Origin of the sequence: Xanthomonas phaseoli pv. dieffenbachiae (assembly GCF_008639345.1) — a bacterium.
GTDB classification, from domain to species: domain Bacteria; phylum Pseudomonadota; class Gammaproteobacteria; order Xanthomonadales; family Xanthomonadaceae; genus Xanthomonas; species Xanthomonas phaseoli.
In genome coordinates, this window is record NZ_CP041380.1 from 4,843,627 (window position 1) to 4,862,045 (window position 18,419).

At 64.3% G+C, this 18,419-nt stretch carries 15 protein-coding genes and 1 pseudogene; 9 read left to right on the forward strand and 7 right to left on the reverse strand.

The features are described from left to right. Positions 1–23: 23 nt before the first annotated feature. Complete coding sequence (locus FLG15_RS21510) at positions 24–1,166, reverse strand: ROK family protein (protein WP_057678852.1); 1,143 nt, start codon at positions 1,164–1,166, stop codon at positions 24–26. A 388-nt stretch (positions 1,167–1,554) separates the two neighbouring features. Between FLG15_RS21510 and xth the strand changes: the two genes are divergently transcribed. Both xth and FLG15_RS21520 read left to right on the forward strand, forming a co-directional pair. Further along, positions 1,555–2,334 carry an exodeoxyribonuclease III gene (gene xth / locus FLG15_RS21515; RefSeq protein WP_057678851.1) on the forward strand — a complete coding sequence of 260 codons (780 nt, stop codon included), beginning with the start codon at positions 1,555–1,557 and terminating at the stop codon, positions 2,332–2,334. After that, positions 2,331–2,768, forward strand: a complete 438-nt coding sequence (locus FLG15_RS21520) for a GFA family protein (protein ID WP_057678850.1) — start codon at positions 2,331–2,333, stop codon at positions 2,766–2,768. The genes xth and FLG15_RS21520 overlap by 4 nt, the downstream gene beginning before the upstream one ends. A 61-nt stretch (positions 2,769–2,829) precedes the next feature. Here FLG15_RS21520 and FLG15_RS21525 read toward each other — a convergent pair whose 3' ends face one another. Continuing rightward, positions 2,830–3,081 (reverse strand): GlsB/YeaQ/YmgE family stress response membrane protein, encoded by a 252-nt coding sequence (locus FLG15_RS21525; RefSeq protein WP_005914591.1) that lies wholly within the window; start codon positions 3,079–3,081, stop codon positions 2,830–2,832. Between the two features lie 126 nt (positions 3,082–3,207). Between FLG15_RS21525 and FLG15_RS21530 the strand changes: the two genes are divergently transcribed. Both FLG15_RS21530 and FLG15_RS21535 read left to right on the forward strand, forming a co-directional pair. After that, entirely contained in the window at positions 3,208–3,804 is a 597-nt protein-coding gene (locus tag FLG15_RS21530) for a 4'-phosphopantetheinyl transferase family protein (protein WP_057678848.1), read from the forward strand. Between the two features lie 247 nt (positions 3,805–4,051). Beyond that, on the forward strand, positions 4,052–6,055 hold the full coding sequence (locus tag FLG15_RS21535; protein WP_209228238.1) for a hypothetical protein: 2,004 nt from the start codon (positions 4,052–4,054) through the stop codon (positions 6,053–6,055). Positions 6,056–6,064: 9 nt separating this feature from the next. On the opposite strand, the gene FLG15_RS21540 is transcribed toward FLG15_RS21535, so the two are convergent. From FLG15_RS21540 to FLG15_RS21555, 4 genes and pseudogenes are all read right to left on the reverse strand, one after another. Beyond that, positions 6,065–6,859 carry an IS3 family transposase gene (locus FLG15_RS21540; protein ID WP_370512608.1) on the reverse strand — a complete coding sequence of 265 codons (795 nt, stop codon included), beginning with the start codon at positions 6,857–6,859 and terminating at the stop codon, positions 6,065–6,067. A gap of 8 nt (positions 6,860–6,867) precedes the next feature. Beyond that, positions 6,868–7,955 (reverse strand): IS3-like element ISXcd1 family transposase gene (locus FLG15_RS21545; RefSeq protein WP_223842567.1). Its coding sequence is split into 2 segments (ribosomal slippage): positions 6,868–7,703 and positions 7,703–7,955, totalling 1,089 coding nucleotides; the frame shifts between segments, so codons are not numbered across the junction. A gap of 70 nt (positions 7,956–8,025) precedes the next feature. Then, positions 8,026–8,378, reverse strand: a pseudogene (locus tag FLG15_RS21550) (transposase); the annotation flags it as partial. Between the two features lie 305 nt (positions 8,379–8,683). Further along, complete coding sequence (locus FLG15_RS21555) at positions 8,684–10,312, reverse strand: alkaline phosphatase D family protein (protein WP_150147374.1); 1,629 nt, start codon at positions 10,310–10,312, stop codon at positions 8,684–8,686. Positions 10,313–10,652: 340 nt separating this feature from the next. Between FLG15_RS21555 and rsmG the strand changes: the two genes are divergently transcribed. The 5 genes from rsmG (at position 10,653) to FLG15_RS21580 (ending at position 17,475) form a co-directional block, all read left to right on the forward strand. Further along, on the forward strand, positions 10,653–11,291 hold the full coding sequence (gene rsmG, locus FLG15_RS21560) for a 16S rRNA (guanine(527)-N(7))-methyltransferase RsmG (RefSeq protein WP_150147378.1): 639 nt from the start codon (positions 10,653–10,655) through the stop codon (positions 11,289–11,291). Between the two features lie 711 nt (positions 11,292–12,002). Further along, the gene (locus tag FLG15_RS21565; protein WP_057678936.1) at positions 12,003–13,820 is read left to right on the forward strand and encodes a DUF885 domain-containing protein; all 1,818 of its coding nucleotides are present in this window, start codon (positions 12,003–12,005) and stop codon (positions 13,818–13,820) included. 490 nt (positions 13,821–14,310) lie between these two features. Next, positions 14,311–14,694, forward strand: coding sequence for a DUF2946 family protein (locus tag FLG15_RS21570; protein ID WP_209228237.1), 384 nt, complete (start codon positions 14,311–14,313; stop codon positions 14,692–14,694). Positions 14,695–14,749: 55 nt separating this feature from the next. Next, positions 14,750–16,021 carry a TolC family protein gene (locus tag FLG15_RS21575; RefSeq protein WP_057678937.1) on the forward strand — a complete coding sequence of 424 codons (1,272 nt, stop codon included), beginning with the start codon at positions 14,750–14,752 and terminating at the stop codon, positions 16,019–16,021. Between the two features lie 182 nt (positions 16,022–16,203). Further along, positions 16,204–17,475, forward strand: a complete 1,272-nt coding sequence (locus FLG15_RS21580) for an efflux RND transporter periplasmic adaptor subunit (RefSeq protein ID WP_057687090.1) — start codon at positions 16,204–16,206, stop codon at positions 17,473–17,475. Between the two features lie 94 nt (positions 17,476–17,569). On the opposite strand, the gene FLG15_RS21585 is transcribed toward FLG15_RS21580, so the two are convergent. Then, positions 17,570–18,268: a hypothetical protein gene (locus FLG15_RS21585; RefSeq protein ID WP_150147381.1), complete on the reverse strand. Its 699-nt coding sequence runs from the start codon at positions 18,266–18,268 to the stop codon at positions 17,570–17,572. Positions 18,269–18,419: the final 151 nt, after the last annotated feature.

Consider the following 18,419-nt stretch of genomic DNA (forward strand, 5'->3'; position numbering starts at 1 on the left):
GCGATGCGGGTGCAGCGCCTTGCTCAGCCGAAATAACGCGCCTGCAACGGCAAGCTGGCCGCGCCAATCGCGCAGGCATCGGCAGGCGCCTCGGCCGGAAGCAGCACCGGCAGGCGCGCCTGGTCGCCGCGTGGCAGGGTGGCGATCTGCACTGCGGCGATCAGGCGTTGCGCCAGATCGCCCGGCAGGCGACCGCCGAACACGATGGCGTCGGGGTCGCACACGGCGGTGATGGCCGACACGATCGACGCGACCCCAGGTACGCTGCCGGCAATCCAGCGCTCGATCGCCGCCCAGGCCGGATCGTAGGCCGCCAGCAGGCTGCGCACATCGGCAAACGCCAGGCCGTCTTCGGCCAGTAGTTCGCGCAGCACTTCCAGGGTGGCCGGCTCCCGCTGCGGCGCCGGCAAGATGTCGGCGAATGTGCCGGCGTTGCCACGTGCCCCACGCATCACCTGGCCATCGATGACCAGGCCGCCGCCCAGGCCGTCACCTACAGACAGATAGGCAAAGTCGCGATGGCGCCGGCCAACCCCCAGCATCGCTTCGCCGGCGGCGGCAACGCTGCCGTCGTTATCCATCCACACCGGTTGCCCGAACGCCTCGGCCAGCCATGGGCACAGTGCGATCTGGCCCAGGGCGCGCAGCGGTTCGGGCGGATGGATGAAGGCATCCTCGCCGGTGAAGTACCCGCCCGGCGCCACGCCGATACCCAGGCGCGCGCCGGCTGTGTCCACGCGTGCCAGCAGCGCCGCATCGGCGGCCTGCAGTTGGGTGAGCACCCCGTACAACGTGGTGTCGGTCAGCGCGGCCTCGCTGCAGGCGAGCAGGGCACCGGAAAAATCCACCAGTGCCAGGGCCAGCGCATCGGTGGCGATGGAGATGCCCAACGTGTGCCCATGCGCCGGATTCAGCGACACCGCCACCCCGGGCTTACCGCGCCCGTGGCGTGCCACCGCCTCGCCCATCTGCACCATGCCGCGCGCGTGCAGACCTTCGATCAGGCGCACCGCAGTCTGCATGGTCAAGCCGGTGCCACGGCTGAGGTCGGCACGGGTGAGCGCACCGGCCAGACGCAGGCGGTCGAGCATGTCGCGCTCGTTGCGGCTCAGGCTGGGAAAGGCAGGCGACTGCGGCGGCAACGCGACTGCGGCGGATGACGGCATGGCTAGCGGTGTCATGGGGGTCGGGCAAGCTTACCCATATCAACCGGGAGGATTGCTTCACGCTAAGTGATTGAATTGGCGGCGGCTGTCCGGCGCAGGTGCCCGCCTCGCGCTTTCGGTGACAGGCGGCGGTCGCCGGACCGGCCGCGCCCGCGCGTGACCGCCGGCCGCTCGCCACCGTTCGCGGGCAAGCGCGTCCGTTGCGCCGATCCAGTGCGCCCGCGCAATGGGCGGCACCGATAACGCGCACGCCAGGACCGCACGCGCCTTCCCGACGACACAACCGCAGCGCGTGGCGGAATGCCCCGGTTCTGCCACGCCGGGCTCCACCGTCCTGAGGGCGACACATGGCGCGGTACCATTGGTGGTTTGGACCACGGTCCGCGCCATGAAGATTGCCTCCTGGAACGTCAACTCGCTCAATGTGCGCCTGCCGCACCTGCAACAGTGGCTCGCCGCGTTTGCGCCGGATGTGGTGGGCATCCAGGAAACCAAGCTGGAAGACCACAAGTTCCCCGATGCGGCGCTGGCGGCACTGGGCTACCGCAGCGTGTTCTGCGGCCAGAAAACCTACAACGGCGTGGCGATCCTGTCGCGCTCGCCGGCCGTTGACGTGCAGATGGGCATCCCCGGGCTCGACGACGTGCAGCAGCGCGTCATCGCCGCCACTGTGGATGGCGTGCGCATCATCAATCTGTATGTGGTCAACGGCCAGGACGTGGGCACCGACAAGTACGCCTACAAATTGCGCTGGCTCGCCGCAGCGCACGACTGGATCGCGCAGGAGCTGCAGCGGTACCCGCAGCTGGTGGTGCTGGGCGACTTCAACATCGCCCCGGATGCGCGCGACGTGCACGATGCGACGGTGTGGAACGAGCACCACATCCTCACTTCGACCGACGAGCGCGCCGCGTTGGACAAGCTGCTGGCACTGGGCCTGCACGACGCATTCCGGTTGCATAACCAGGACGCCGAACACTTCAGCTGGTGGGATTACCGCCAGGCCGGTTTCCGCCGCAATCTGGGCCTGCGTATCGACCTGACCCTGGTCTCGGAAGCCTTGCGCACGCGCGCGGTGGAATCGGGCATCGACCGCGAACCGCGGACCTGGGAGCGCCCCAGCGACCATGCGCCGGCGTGGGTGCGGCTGGCGGAGGTCGGCGCATGAGCGAGCGGCATCTGCGTCGTAGCACGCACAAGGTGGGCGATGTCACGCTGGGGCCGGTGCATCGCCTGAGTTGCCACTGCGGTGCAGTGCAGATCGATCTGGATCTGCCGCATGGCCTGCTCGATCCACGCCGCTGCGATTGCTCGATGTGTCGCCGTCGCGGCGCCATCGTCGCGTCGGTCACCCTCGATGGCCTGCATGTCGTACAGGGCGAAGACGTGCTGCGACTGTATCAATTCAATACGCAGACGGCAGCGCACTATTTCTGCGGCGTGTGCGGCATCTACACCCATCACCGGCGCCGCTCCAATCCCAACGAATACGGCTATAACGTCGGCTGCCTGGAGGGCGTCAATCCGTATGCGTTGAACATTGCCGTGCCGGTGGAAGACGGCGTGCATCATCCGGCCGATCGCATCGCCGCCAAAGGTTGAAACGACAACGCCCGGGCGGGCCCGGGCGTTGCGTGACGCGAGAACTGTATGAGGCGCTGCGTTAGCGCAGGCGGCCGCGGGTCACCAGGTTGACGATGGCCAGCAAAATCACCGCACCCACCAGCGACCACACGAAGGTCCACAGCGTGATGGCCTGGTTGATGCCGCCGCCAAACAGGAAACCGGCGATCAATGCACCCACGATGCCGACCACCACATTGAGGATGATGCCCTGCTGCGCGTCGCGGCGCATGATGATGCTGGCCAGCCAACCCACGATGCCGCCGACGATCAACCAGATGATGATGCCCATGTTGCCGATCTCCCTGTTCGCGTGCACCGGAAGTGGTGCATGGGCGCCATTCAACGCAGCCGCGCGTGAAGCAGCTGTCGAGCGCGATGAACGCTGTGGCCGAATGTTCGGCTTGGTGTACGGCGCGTGACAGCGCACGCAAGTTGGCAGGTTGGCCCGGTGCAGCTGTGGCTACGCCCGCACCGCCCTGGCGATCGTGGCGAGCCGCAGGCACGTCAGCTGCTGGGCCCGGCGTTGGGCATCGATCCGGCAGTGGTGCCATTGCAGCGCGATGCACGCGGGCGTCCTTCGCTGCACGCCGCGCTACCCGACCGCGATACCGGCTGGAGCCACAGCGGTGAGTATCTGCTGGTGGGGCTGGGCCAAGGCGTGCGACTGGGCGTGGATCTGGAGCGCATTCGCGCGCGGCCGCGTGTGCTGGAAATCGCGCAACGCTTCTTTCATCCCGACGAGATCGCCTTGCTCGCTGCGCTGGCGCCGGATGCACAACACGCGTTGTTCTTCCGGCTGTGGTGCGCCAAGGAAGCCTTGCTCAAGGCCCATGGGCATGGCCTGTCGTTCGGCTTGCACCGGCTTGCGTATGCGCTCGCACCCGACGGCGCACTGCGCCTGCAGTGGTGCGATCCGGAACTCGGCCAGGCCGCACACTGGCAGCTGCACGAATGGTGGGCTGCTCCAGAGTGTCGCGCGGCGCTGGCGTTCTATCCTAAAGCCGACGCATGAGCCTCAATCCCCGCTCAGCTCGCGCAACGTCACGGTCAGGGCCAATTTGTGCATTCAACTCAACTTGGGCCAAGAATTAAAAATCTGCCGTCGCGGCAGTTCTGCGCTGGCAGGCGTGGAAAATATTCAACATCGGCATCTAACTTAAAAGATTTGGATCAATGGGTCTGGATACTCCGTCCCAATTTTCTTTCATGGCGAAACATCAAATTCACATGTCACTCACTCAACTAGCGGCCGCGCGGCCTTGCTGCGCTACCAAGCTGTAGTACGGCAGCAGCAGTGGCTCGCATACGAGATTTCACCAGTCTCAGGATCTGCGCCAGCTGAGGTTGAAACTGAGCCTGTCTGGCGTCGAATAGGTGGTGAGCTGACATCATTATTATTCTTTGACAGTAAGCACGGCGACATCAAATCCACGTTACGCCCTGCGTGTTTCACGCCTTGGGTTAGGCAATCTGCCTGCACGGATTTTATAAGCAAGGTGCGTGAGCTTTGTCTGCAATGGTTAAATATTCTAAATGGAAACAGGGTGATTGATATGAATACAGGTAGCACGCGTAACGACGTGGATGGAGAGTCTGCTGATTCGCTTCGAGCGGATCTCGCCAATCCAGACATTGGAACATCGCTTCTTGGATTTAAGCAGCGTGGTGCAGCTGCGGCTGCGCGTACACTGCAGGATAAGATATGGCAAGATCTCCCAGTTAGCGTGCTTGATTACATTCCATTCGATGAGCACATTGCTATTCTTGCTGGCACCAGCACCTATGACTGCTCCCCTGGATTTCAATCAGCACTGAGTGATCTTCAGGCTCGCCCTTCAGGTGGCCGGCTTTTCATTCCAAATGGAAGATATAATTTAAATTCACAACTCAATTTTACTGGAAATAGTATTGAAATTTCCGGCGAGACTGAAGAGGGCGTCGTAATTTTATCACGATCAGCCGGGCACACATTCAATTTCATACTGAATGGGCCTATTGCTGGCACGCCCTCTAGCAAAGCTTTCGACTCTTGCACCATACGGAATATTTTTTTCTACGCTGCGGCCAACTCTACAGGCGCAGCTATAAATGTAGAATATATGCAAGAAAATGGAGGGCAGTGTCCGATGTTGGTGGAAAATATTCGGATCGCCAATGATCTTGAAAATAGCCTTGCATTTAAATATGGAATTAGGACGGCAAAAGCGGGCGATATGCTGGTTTGCAAAGTATTTATCGGATTTTTCGGAAATCAGTCTACGGCTTGTATACGCATGGAGCACGCAAATAATGGGCCGACCTACAATTTAAGATTCGAACATTTGGATTTGAATGGCGCTGTTTACGGAATCTGGGGGACCGGCTGGATGGAGTCAGTATTTGTCGGTGCAGGATCGTTAATTGTCGGCAGTGACGAATGTCTGGTTTTTGAATCCGCGGGTGCGCCTTATGGGAATCCCCATTTGTACATTACTGGCGTACATCTCAATGGTAAGAAAAATACGATCAGGACAGATGGTTGGCGGACTATATACGTAGTTGGTTGTGATATTTATTCTGGCGTTGGTTTCGGCGACTTGGATGGTCGTTTGGCTCTGTTCAATAATGCAGATTGGGTTTGCATAACAGGAAATAAGTTTGAGCAGGGGGCGCTATCTGTAAAAAAAGAAGGGCTCGGGCTAAATGATGTTCGTGGATATTGCGTAACTGGGAATAACTTTTACAACATCAATGGAACGCCAGTCGCAGCTTTTGGCGCCACCACGGATCGGGGTACGATCACAGGTAATAACATCTGGACTGACAGTTCTGTCGCAAGTAGCGGCGTTTACTTACAAGGTAATGGAAACCATTGCACGATTAGTGGGAATACCATCCGCGGCTATGCCACAAGCATTAATGTGGCAGCATCCGGGGCCCCTACCCTGGTGACAGGAAATATCCTCCGAGACGCAAATACTGGGGTTTCGGGACGTGCTGACACTGATGCGCGCAGCAATCAAATCTTGGGAATTTCTACGCCATTCAATCAAGTGGGAAGGCGTGAATTTTTTGCTACAGTCGTAGTGAACCCTCCTTCCATAGCGGCTGGCGCGAGAGCTACAATTTTATTGAATATACGTGGAGTTGTGCTTGGTGATTTTGTCGCTTTTTCGGCGCCATATGACATAAGTGATCTTACAATTACTGCCAATGTCCAGGCTAATTCATTAGTGGCGTTGTACATTAAGAACGACACTGGTGGTGCGAAAGACCTTCCGTAAGCTCCCCCGTCAAGCAGACAGTCCAAAAGTAGACCTTCTGGCGTGTTGGTTGCGGTACTCGGTCGGCGTTAGGCCGCCGAGCGCGTCATGGGGCCGCTGTTCGTTGTAATCGATCATCCACCAATGGGTAGCTTCGCGGATATCGTCGAGGCGGGTGAAGAGGTGCTGGTCGAGCACTTCTTCCCGGAAGGTGCGGTTGAAACGTTCGATGAAGGCGTTCTGGTTCGGCTTGCCGGGCTGGATGTACTGGATCGCCACGCCATTGACCTTCAGCCAGCTGGTAAATGCGTCGCCCAGAAACTCTGGTCCGTTGTCGGAACGCACGACCTGCGGCAGGCCATGATCGTGCTTGATCTGCTCGAACACGCGCACCAGACGATGCGAGTTGATCGACGTATCCACCTCGATGTGGAGCACCTCGCGGTTGAAGTCGTCGACCACGTTGAAGGTGCGGAAGCGTCGGCCGCACGCCAGAGCGTCGCTCATGAAGTCGACCGACCAGACGGTATCAGGCAACCTTGGGACATACAGCGCGACACGCTCGCGCTTGGGAAGCCGCCGCTTCGCAGCGCGGCGCAGGTTGAGCCGCATGGCCTTGTACACGCGATAGATTCGCTTCGGGTTCCAGTCAGGTCGCGTCCTGCGCAGTACGTCGCTGCATTTCCAAAAGCCGCGACTGGGGCGGTCTTCGACGACACGTGCGATCGCCGCGATCAACTCGGCATCGCGTACTGTCCAGTCGAGCGGTGGCGCATACCACGCCGCACGTGCAAGGGTAATCCCCCCGCTTTGAGCGTTCGCCAAAAGTGGAGCTAGGCGGCCATCGCCAATTTCATTGCTGGCGTGATACCGCCGAGCGCCATGTTGGGGCGCTCATGGTTGTACGTCCATAGCCAGCGCGTGGCCTTGTCCTGAACCTGCTCGATGGTGTCGAACAACGTTGTGGCCAGCCAGGCGTAGCGGACGGTGCGGTTGTAACGTTCGACATAGGCATTCTGCTGCGGCTTGCCTGGCTGGATGTGCTCGATCCGAATCCCGCGCTGCTGTGCCCAAGCTAGCAGCGCGCCGCTGATGTACTCCGGGCCGTTGTCGCAGCGAATGGCGTTTGGCTTGCCGCGCCAGTCAATGATCTGTTCCAACGAGCGGATCACCCGGGCCGATGGCAGCGATAAGTCGACCTCGATGCCCAGACCCTCACGGTTGAAGTCATCGAGCACATTGAACAACCGGAAGCTGCGGCCGTCGGCCAGCTGGTCGTGCATGAAATCCATCGACCAGACCTGGTTGATCGTCTCCGGCACCGCCAACGGCTCTGGCCGCTCGCGCACCAGCCGCTTCTTCGGCTTGATCCGCAGGTTCAACTCCAGCTCCCGATAGATGCGGTACACCCGCTTGTGATTCCAGCCAAAGCCCTTCACGTTGCGCAGGTGCAGAAAGCACAGGCCGAACCCCCAATCACGATAGGTTGTGGTCAACCGCACCAGCCAATCGGCAATCCGGGCGTTCTCCTCGCTGGCCTTGGCTTGATAGCGAAAGCAGGTCTCGCTCACCGCAAAGGTCCGGCAGGCATGCCGGATGTTCGTGTGGCCACCATCTACGGCCCATCGGGCCATCTCCCGGCGTTGAGATGGCCTCACCATTTTTTTGCCATCGCCTCCTTCAGCAGGTCGGCGCTGAGCTGGGCATCGGCGTACATCTTCTTCAGGCGCCGGTTCTCGTCCTGCAGCTCCCTGAGCTGGGACATCAGCGATGCGTCCATGCCGCCGAACTTGCTGCGCCACTTGTAGAACGTCGCCGAGCTGATGCCGTGTTCCCGGCACAACTCCGGCACGGGCGTGCCGGCCTCGGCCTGCTTGAGGACGGCAATGATCTGGCTGTCGGTGAAGCGGGATGTCTTCATGGAACCTCCTCGGAAAAGGGTACGAGAAAATTCCACTTCTGGCGTCAGCTAACCTGTGGGGGGATTACCCAAGCCCGACGCATGCACAGGACCGACGCAGCGGCCGCGCGTGTACCTCGATCAGGTACCGCACGGCCTCGCGCTTGCGCGCCGGCCCTAGAGTTTTTTTGCGATGAGATCCTTCATGGCCGCATTGTCGAGCGCCAACTCGGCGTACATCCGCTTGAGCTTGGCGTTCTCCGACTCAAGCTCCTTGACCCGCCGCAGCTCCGAAGCCTCCAGGCCTCCGTACTTACTCTTCCACTGGTAGTACGTCGCTGTGCTGATACCAACCTGGCGACAGACGTCCTTGACCGGCACGCCGGCGTCGGCCTGCTTGAGCGTCGCGACGATCTGCGTCTCGGTGAACTTTGAGGTGCGCATAGAACCTCCTGGCTGAGGTAACGATGCCAGAAATATCCACTTATGCGGTGTCTGTCAGGCTGGGGAGCTTACGCTTCCTTCCGGGTCGTGGAATTTCCATATTTATAGCTAATCATAAATCGCATCTTAGTGCGATGAAGTAGCCGCTTTACCCGCTCCCGGGTGGAAATCCCCGGGCGGAGTCTATATTAGGAGGACGTCTAGTTTAGCTGTCGAGATCAAAACGTACAGGTCGAGCTAGCCGGTTTAGATTGCTTGCGAATTTTATATCCGAATATGTAGCGAGCAATTTTCGAGTAGAGGGATTACGCCTCCACCGCGCCGGCGCGGCCGTCCTCGACCACGAAACGTTTGAGCGTGTTGACGCTGGCCTGGCGATCGCGCCGATCGGAGATGCCTTGCAGTCGTGTTTCCATCTGGCCTGGCGTCAGCGTCACCGAGACATAGCCGCGGGTTTCGCCCTCGACGTAGCGCACGTGCGGGTTGAGCGCCATGGTCTGATGCAGTTCGGCATTGGGCTGGCCGTCGGAGGTGACCGAGGTGCCGACGAATTCGGTGGCCAGCGTTGCCGACGCGTCGTCGCCCGGATCGGCCTTCAGGTCGGTGACCCAGTACGAGTGGATGTCGCCGCCCCAGAACACCGGGTTGCGCAGGCGCGTGTTCGCTATTGCATCGAGCATGCGCTCGCGCGTGGCCGGGTAGCCGTCCCAGCCATCGGTCCAGTGCCCGACCACGCCGTCGCGCCCTGCCTGCCGCATCGGTGCCACCAGCAGATCCTGCGCAATGACGTTCCAGCGTGCTGGCGACTGCGCGAAGCCGCCATGCAGCCAGCGCTCCTGCTCCCAGCCAAGCATGGTGCGCTGCGGGTCGGTGCGCTGTCGGCAACTGTCGGCCACCACATGGCCGCCGCGCCAGCCATTGGCCTGCGGGCAGGGTTGCTCGCTGCGGTACTGGCGGCCATCGAGCACGTAGAAACGCGCCAGCTGGCCGTAATCGAACGACCGGTAGATGCGCATGTCCGCGCCGTGCGGGCGATGCCGCGCACGCAGCGGGAAATGTTCGTAGAAGGCGCGGTAGGCGGCAGCGCGCCGGGCCAGAAAGGTGTCGACCGGAATCGCCGGGTCCTGCGACCAGCGATTGGCGTAATCGTTTTGTACCTCGTGGTCGTCCCAGGTCGCTACGCAGGCGCTGCGGGCGTGCAGCGCCTGCAGATCCGGGTCGGTGCGATACAGCGCATAGCGATTGCGGTAGCCGGCCAGATCCAGGCATTCGCCGCTGCCGTGCGGGCGCACGATCTTGTTCGCCGCCTCGCCGTGGTTGCTGTACTCGTAGATGTAATCGCCCAGGAAGAACACCAGGTCCGGCTGTTCCGCGGCCAGGTGGCGGTAGGCGCTGAAATATCCCAGCTCCCAGTGCGAGCAGGAGACGAATCCGAACCGCGCTGTGTCCGGGGTCTGGTGCGCCGCCGGCAGGGTGCGCGCGCTGCCGATCGGGCTGCGCGCACCCAGCGCCTGGAAGCAGTACCAGTAAGGGCGATCGGCCGCCAGACCGGTGAGCTCCACGTGCACCGCGTGGCCCCAGGCAGGGCTGGCGACGGTCTCGCCCTGGCGCACGATGGTGCGCATCTGCGGGTCGCAGGCCACCTGCCAGCGCACCGGCACCGCGGCGTGCAGGCCGCCGCGTCCGTCCGGGTCCAAGGGACGCGGTGCCAGCCGCGTCCAGAGTACGAAGCCATCGGCCAACGGGTCGCCGGCCGCCACGCCCAGGGTAAAGGGATCGGCACTGTCGGCGGCGCGTGCGAAAGGGCTGAGCAGCCCTGCCGCAGCCAGGCTGGCGCCAGCGATGAGTAGGCGCCGGCGGCTGCGATCCACGGCGGCAGGAGCGTTGTCGGAGGCGGGCAAAGGGACTGCGGAAGATGGGTTGATCAAGGACATGGGCACACGGGCGATCTGGCGAACGCGACCATAGTGCGACGGGCCGATGTCCGTTCAATGGCAGCGACACGGCTACCGCTGCCGGTGCAGGCTTGCCTGCACCATCGATAGCGGACGGCGGATACGGGAAGTGCCGCGGCGGCGGATGATCCTGCCCACAGCGCTGCGCATGAGCCGATGCAGCCGGGGTCTGTCGTGGCTGCAGGTCCTGCGCCAACGCCACGCCTGACGATCGTGCTGGGCAAGTTCACGTACGCCAGCGTCCTGTCCAAGCCCCGGGCATCGCCAACGCGCCCGACACGCCCGCACCTCCGCATCATCCAGCTGCGATAATTGCAGCATGAACGATGCCGCACTCGCCCCCGATGTTTCCGCCGCGCTCGAGCGTGGCCTGCAGTCCCAATCCCTGGACGCGGCGTTCGCCGCACCGCTGCTGCGCTACCTGGCCTTGCTGGTGCGCTGGAACAAGACCTACAACCTGACCGCCGTGCGCGACCCGCGCGAGATGGTCACCCGCCATCTGCTCGACTCGTTGGCCATGCAGCCCTATATCGCCAGCGGTACCCTGGCCGACCTGGGCACCGGCCCCGGCCTGCCTGGCATCCCGCTGGCGATCACCCGCCCGCAGCTGCAGGTGACGCTGGTGGAAAGCAACGGCAAGAAGGCGCGCTTCATGCGCGAGGCCTTGCGCCATCTGGAGCTGGGCAACGCCCGCGTGGCCGAATCCCGTGCCGAAGCGCTGGACGAACCGGCCGCCTACGACCACCTCACTGCGCGCGCGCTGGACACGCTGGCCGGCATCATCGCCGTCGGCGGCCACCTGCTGCGCCCGGGCGGCAGCCTGCTGGCGATGAAGGGTGTGTACCCGCACGACGAAATCGCCGCATTGCCCGCCGCTTGGACGGTGGGCGAGGTGCATCCGCTGCAGGTCCCCGGCCTGGAGGGCGAGCGGCACCTGGTTGTGGTGCGCAAGGGCTGAGCCGTTCGGTCTTAAAGCGCCATCACCCCAACCCTCTCCCGCAGGCGGGAGAGGGAGTGAACACCGCCCACGACAAGCGCACCGCATCTCTTCCCTGGCCGAGCAGGCCAACTCGCTTCCCACGCCTGCGGGGGAAGGTGCCCGCAGGGCGGATAGGGGCAGCCGGCGGCATTTCCGGCCACGCCAGGGCATCGACGCGCGCTCTGCCACAGGCGGCAGAGGGAGTGAACAGCATCCCCGACAAGCTCGGTGCCTGCCCTTGCTGGATAAGCACATCAGCCCTTTCCCCCGGCCCTCGACGAGCAAGCCAGCGTCCTTCCCCCGCCTGCGGGGGAAGGTGCCCGCAGGGCGGATGGGGGCAGCCGGCGGCATTCCCGGCCACGCCAGGGCATCGACGCGCGCTCTGCCACAGGCGGCAGAGGGAGTGAATAGCATCCCCGACAAGCTCGGCGCCTGCCTTTGCTGGATAAGTACATCAGCCCTTTCCCCCGGCCCTCGACGAGCAAGCCAGCGTCCTTCCCCCGCCTGTGGGGGGGAAGGTGCCCGCAGGGCGGATGGGGGCAGTCCCCCTGACACGCCCGTCAGCATCAGGGCAGCACCGACACCCCAGCCCATGCGCCTACGCCAGCCCGCGTTGGGACTTCCGGCCCATGGCAGCGCGGCCTAGGGCTGCGATGATCGGGCGTTCGCTCCAGATCAGGCATTCCGCACGTGACCTCTCCGCTCGCCACCGCCCTTGCGCTCGCTCTGCTGGGCGCAGGCTTCGCCGCCACCTCGGCGCAGGCCGCCACGCCTGCCGCCCCCGCCACGCTCACCGCCGAGGCACCTGCCGACGCACGCTTCCGCGCCATTTACGAGAAAGAGTGGGCCTGGCGCCAGGCCGAGACGGGCCAGGCCGACGAAGACAGCGACACCACCGGCGACAACACCCATCTGCCCGATGTCAGCGCGGCCGCGCAGCAGGCGCGTCTGGTGGTCTGGGACGGCGTCCTCAAGCAGCTCGACGGCATCGACCCGAAGCAGCTCTCGCCCGCCAACCAGATCAACTTCGCCATCTACCGCCCGCAGGTGGAGAACCTGGCGGCCGAAGTGCGCCTGCGCGCCTACGAGATGCCGTTCAATTCGGACAGCTCGTTCTGGTCGAATCTGGGGTTCATGGCGCAGCGGCCGATGAAGACCGCTGCCGAGTACCGCGCCTACATCGCGCGCCTCAACGATGTGCCGCGCTATTTCGATCAGCAGACCGCCAACATGCGCGCCGGCCTGGCACGTGGATTCAGCGTGCCGCGCGCCGTGCTCGACGGGCGCGACGTCTCCATCGCCACCGTGGCCGATGTCAAAGACCCCACCGAATCCACCTTCTACGCGCCGTTCAAGCAGCTGCCTGCGCAGATCCCGGCGGCCGAGCAGGCGCAACTGCGCGAACAGGCCAAGGCCGCATTGCGCACCGCCGTCCTTCCGGCGTACAGCAAGCTGCTGACGTTCTTCCGCAACGACTACATGCCCAAGGCACGCACCACGCTGGCGGCCGAAGCATTGCCCGACGGCAAGGCGTTCTATCGCCAGCAAATCCGCGAATACACCACGCTGGAGCTGAGTCCCGAGCAGATCCATCAGATCGGCCTGGATGAAGTGGCGCGCATCCAGACCCAGATGAACGCCATCATCAAGCAGGTGGGTTTCAAGGGCAGCTTCGCGCAGTTCCTGACCTTCCTGCGCACCGACCCGCAGTTCTACGCCAAGACCCCGCAGGAGTTGCTCGATCGCGCCGCGTGGATTTCCAAGCGCGTGGACGGGCAGGTGGGCAAGTTCATCGGCACGCTGCCGCGCGGGCGCTTCACCATCAAGCCGGTGCCCGACGACATCGCGCCGTTCTGGACCGCCGGCCGCGGCGGCGCGACAACCTATTGGGTCAACACCTACAACCTGCCATCGCGGCCGCTGTACAACCTGCCGGCGCTGACCTTGCACGAGTCCTCGCCGGGTCATTCGCTGCAGGGGTCGCTGGCGCTGGAGCAGGGCGAGCAGCCGGCGTTCCGTCGCGAAAACTACATTTCCGCCTATGGCGAAGGCTGGGCGCTCTACACCGAAAAGCTCGGCCAGGAGATGGGCATCTACGAAACGCCGTACGAAGAATTCGGCCGGCTCACCTACGAGATGTGGCGCGCGTGCCGGCTGGTGATCGACACCGGTGTGCACCATGACGGCTGGAGCCGCGCGCAGGCGCTGGCCTATCTGCGCGACCGCACCGCGCTCAGCGAACACGAAGTCACCACCGAGGTCGATCGCTACATCTCCTGGCCCGGCCAGGCGCTGAGCTACAAGCTGGGCGAGATCACCATCGTCAAGCTGCGCGCCGAGGCAGAAAAGGAGCTGGGTGACCGCTTCGACATCAAGGCCTTCCACGATGTAGTGCTGCGCCAGGGCTCGGTCACCCTGCCGGTGCTGGAGCAGCAGGTGCGCGCCTTCATCGCCGAGAGCAAGGCACGCCCGATAGACGCCAAATCGGCCGGTCGCGCGGCGCCGTGATGCTGGGTTGCATTGCCGACCGCCGGCCAACCTTCTAGTGCGGTGAGGGCATCGCGCCCTCAGGGCCTTCGCGCTTGCTGCAGGATCCTTGCCCGCCCACCATCGCGGGACACGCCGCAAGACGTCCATGTAGGCTCCTTGGCGGCATCCATGCCGCCAGGGGTCTCACGACGGTGGGCGGGCAAGGACCAGTCGCGTTGGTCGGTGTGCAGCGTTTTCAACAAGCAACCAGCAGACCACGGGACGCGGCTCTCGCTCTTCAGTAAGAATCACCAGCCAACTATCTGGTGCGATGTCCTCGCCGCTTGCGGGACCGTTGGCGGCATGAACGCCGCCATCGAGCCCCATGGAGGGGGTCACGGCGTGTCCCGCGAGCGGCGAGGGCACCGCGCGCTCGACGCACCGTGCTTGCAGAGTTCCCGAGCACACCCAAACAACACGCGCCGCCCATGCAATTGTGTAACCACCCCGGCCTCTATACGCTGCGCCCATGCTGCTCCGTCGCGCCCGCCTGTCGCACCCATTGCTCCGCCTGATGGCGTTGCTGGTGCTGGTCATGGGCGTGCTGGTCGCACCGGTCGCCTGCGCACGGGGCGATGTGCACGCGCTGGCGCACGACCAGGCCCACCTGGACGACACCGCACCGCATGGCCATGACGGTGCCGACGAAGGCGATGCCGGCGAACGCGACGGTGCAGGTTTGCTGCATGCCTTGATGCACAGCGGCTACTGCCACGGGCACAGCCCGGCCATGTTGCCGGCGTTGGCCTGGGGCCCGTTGCCTGCGCGCACGCACGGGCAGCCGCCCGTATTGACTACCGCCTACCGCTCGCATCTGAGCGAGACCGGATTGCGTCCTCCGATCGCGGCCTGATGCATCGCCGGCAGCCGCCGGCCTGTCCATCGATCCCGATTCCGGAGACACCCTCATGTGGTTGCGACTGACGGCGCTTGCCGTCTTCGCGGTCGTGCCGTGCGCCAAGGCGCAGGACCTGCCGCCCAAACCCGTGCTGACCCTGGACGACGCCATTGCACGCGTCGCCCGCCAGCACCCCGATCTGCGCCTGGCCGATGGCCAGCGCGCGGTCCTCACCGCCGAAGCCGAGCGCGATGCACTGCGTCCGCCGTTGCGCATCGGTGCCGAACTGGAAAACGTGTTCGGCACCGGCCCCACCCGCGCGCTGGACCAGGCCGAACTCACTGTCACCCTGGCCGGCGTGCTGGAACGCGGCGGCAAGCTCGACGCGCGTCGCACCCTGGCACAGGCCCGCATCGACGCGCTGGCGCCGCAGCGCGCCCTGGCCCGGCTGGACGTCCTGGCCGAGGTGGCGCGCCGTTACCTGGGCATCGGCATCGCCGCGCAGCGGCACGCGGCGGCGCTGGACACGCTGGCCCAGCGCCAGCGCACCGTCAGTGCTGCGCGCCAACGGCTGCAGGCCGGCGCATCGCCCGAATCGGTGCTGCTGACCGCCCAAGCCCTGCAGGCGCGCGCAGAACTCGAACGCGACCGCGCCCAGCAGGAACTGCTCGCCGCACGCCGCCAATTGGCCGTGCTGTGGGGCGAGCGCACGCCGGACTTCGGCGCCATTACCGGCGACCCGTTGCAGCTGCCGGCCATTCCCGAGTTTGAGGTGCTGGCGCAGCTGCTCGATGCCACGCCCGAACTGGCGCGCTTGAACGGCGAGCAGCGCGTGCGCCAAGCCCGTGTGCGGCTGGCGCGCAGCCAGGCGCGCCCGGATCTGGACTGGCAGGTGGGCGTGCGCCGGCTCGAAGGTAACGATGCCACCGCGCTGCTCGGCAGCGTCTCGCTGGCACTGGGCAGCGCTGCCCGCGCGCAGCCGGAGATTCGCGCGGCCGAAGCGGAGCTATCGCTGCTGGACATCGAACGCCAATCGCAGGCGTTGGTGCTCTACGCCACGCTGGCCGATGCGCATGGCCGCTACCGCGCTGCACAGCTGGAGGTGGCGCGCATACGCGAGGATGTACTGCCGGCGCTCGCACGCGCCGATGCCGCCGCCGAGCGCGCCTATCGCGCCGGTGCCACCAGTTATCTGGACTGGGCACAGCTGCAGGCCCAACGCAGCGAGGCACGCCAGCAGCAACTGGCCGCCGCATTGGAAGCGCAGACCGCGTTGATCGAAATCCAGCGCCTGACCGGGCAGCCGTTCGTGCGCGATCCTGCCGCGCAGGTGACGCCATGAATGCTGTTTCGGCACTGCGTTTTCAGGCCGCGCGTGGGGGCCTTGTTGGAATCGCCGCATCTGCAGTGATGTCGGCATCCAGCACGCGCCAAACGCTGCTCACGCCAGGCGCACCTTCTTCGCAACCCACCTCTATTCGTTCGCCCGACCCAGCGCGTCGGCGCCAACCAGGATCATCTTCGATGACACGTTTCATGATTGCGCCGCTGCTGCTGGCGCTGGTGCTCGGTGGCTGCAGCCGCAACAGCGATAAGGCGCACGATGACCACGCAGGACATGCCGCCGAAGGCGAGGCGGGCGCCGCTGCACACGGCGAGGAAGCCCAGGCCGGCACGCATGGCGGGCGCTTGCTCAGCCAAGACGGCGACAGCGTGGAGCTGGCCATCGCCGAAGACGGCACGCCGCCCACCTACCAGGCCTGGCTGTACCGCGATGGCAAACCGTTGCCGGCCGCCGCCGGCAAGGTGGAAGTGCATCTGACCCGGCTCGGCGGCGTCACGGAAGTGCACCAATTGACGCCGCGCGACGACGGCAGCCTGCTGGCCGACAGCACGGTCGGCGAGCCGCATTCGTTCGATGTGGACGTGCGTGCCACCGTGCAGGGCAAGACCCACCGCTGGCGCTATCCCAGTTACGAAGGACGCACCACCATCGCGGCGAAGGTCGCGCAGGACGCAGGCATTCGTGTGGCCGCCGTCGGCGCCGGCAGCATTGCCGATCAGCATGAAGTGCAGGGGCTACTGACGCCGGCAGAAGGCGCGCAAGCGCAGGCCACCGCGCGTTTTCCCGGGCCGGTACGCAGCTTGCGCGTCAACGTGGGCGACCAGGTGCGCGCCGGCCAGGTGCTGGCCACGGTGGAGAGCAATCTGAGCCTGACCACCTATTCGGTGAGCGCACCGATCAGCGGCACCGTGCTGGCGCGTAATGCCAGCCTGGGCAGCAACGCAGGCGAAGGCCAGGCGCTGTTCGAAATCGCCGACCTGTCCACCTTGTGGGTGGATCTGCACATCTTCGGCGCCGACGCCGGGCACATCACCGCCGGCGCACCGGTGACGGTCACGCGCATCAGCGACGGCGTCGTGGCGCAGACCACCCTGGAACGCGTCCTGCCCGGCACGGCGACGGCGAGCCAGAGCACCGTGGCGCGCGCGGTGCTGCGCAACAGCGATGGCTTGTGGCGACCGGGTTCTGCGGTGAAGGCGCGGGTCACGGTGGCGCAGCAGCCGGCGGCGATGGTGGTGCCGGCCGGTGCGTTGCAGCGGTTCCGCGATTGGGATGTGGTGTTTGTACGGGCGGGCGATGTCTACGAAGTGCGGCCGGTGAAGCTGGGTGCGCGCGATGCGCAGCAGGTGGAAGTGGTCTCGGGGCTGGTGGCAGGTGATGCGGTGGTGGTGGAGCAGAGTTACCTGGTGAAGGCCGATATCGAAAAGTCGGGGGCTTCGCATGATCATTGAGCGCGTTGGGGTGGGCGGCATTGCGTTTTCGAGTCGGGGCGAATGTCGGATACGGGGATGCACGCCAGATCCAAGGCTTTCGCGCCCTGTCGGGCTAGAGCAAAGGCTTTCGCGGCACGAGCAAAGGCTTTCGCGGCACGAGCAAAGGCTTTCGCGGCACGAGCAAAGGAAAGGCTTTCGCGGCACGAGCAAAGGCTTTCGCGGCACGAGCAAAGGCTTTCGCGGCACGAGCAAAGGCTTTCGCGGCACGAGCAAAGGCTTTCGCGGCACGAGCAAAGGCTTTCGCGGCACGAGCAAAGGCTTTCGCGGCACGAGCAAAGGCTTTCGCGGCACGAGCAAAGGCTTTCGCGGCACGAGCAAAGGCTTTCGCGGCACGAGCAAAGGCTTTCGCGGCACGAGCAAAGGCTTTCGCGGCACGAGCAAAGGCTTTCGCGGCACGAGCAAAGGCTTTCGCGGCACGAGCAAAGGCTTTCGCGGCACGAGCAAAGGCTTTCGCGGCACGAGCAAAGGCTTTCGCGGCACGAGCAAAGGCTTTCGCGGCACGAGCAAAGGCTTTCGCGGCACGAGCAAAGGCTTTCGCGGCACGAGCAAAGGCTTTCGCGGCACGAGCAAAGGCTTTCGCGGCACGAGCAAAGGCTTTCGCGGCACGAGCAAAGGCTTTCGCGGCACGAGCAAAGGCTTTCGCGGCACGAGCAAAGGCTTTCGCGGCACGAGCAAAGGCTTTCGCGCCCTGTCGGGCACGAGTCACTTTTTCTTTGCTTGTGCAAAGAAAAAGTAACCAAAAAGAAAGCACACCCCGTCCTCGCGCCCTACACGCCTGCGGCGCTGCGGGTGCGCAAGTCCGGCAGAAATTTTTGTAAGGGACGTCCCTGTCCCTTACAAAAACGTCGCGCATCCATGCGCGCCGCCCTGCGGGTTGTATCTGCCAGCCTTGCCGCTGCGGT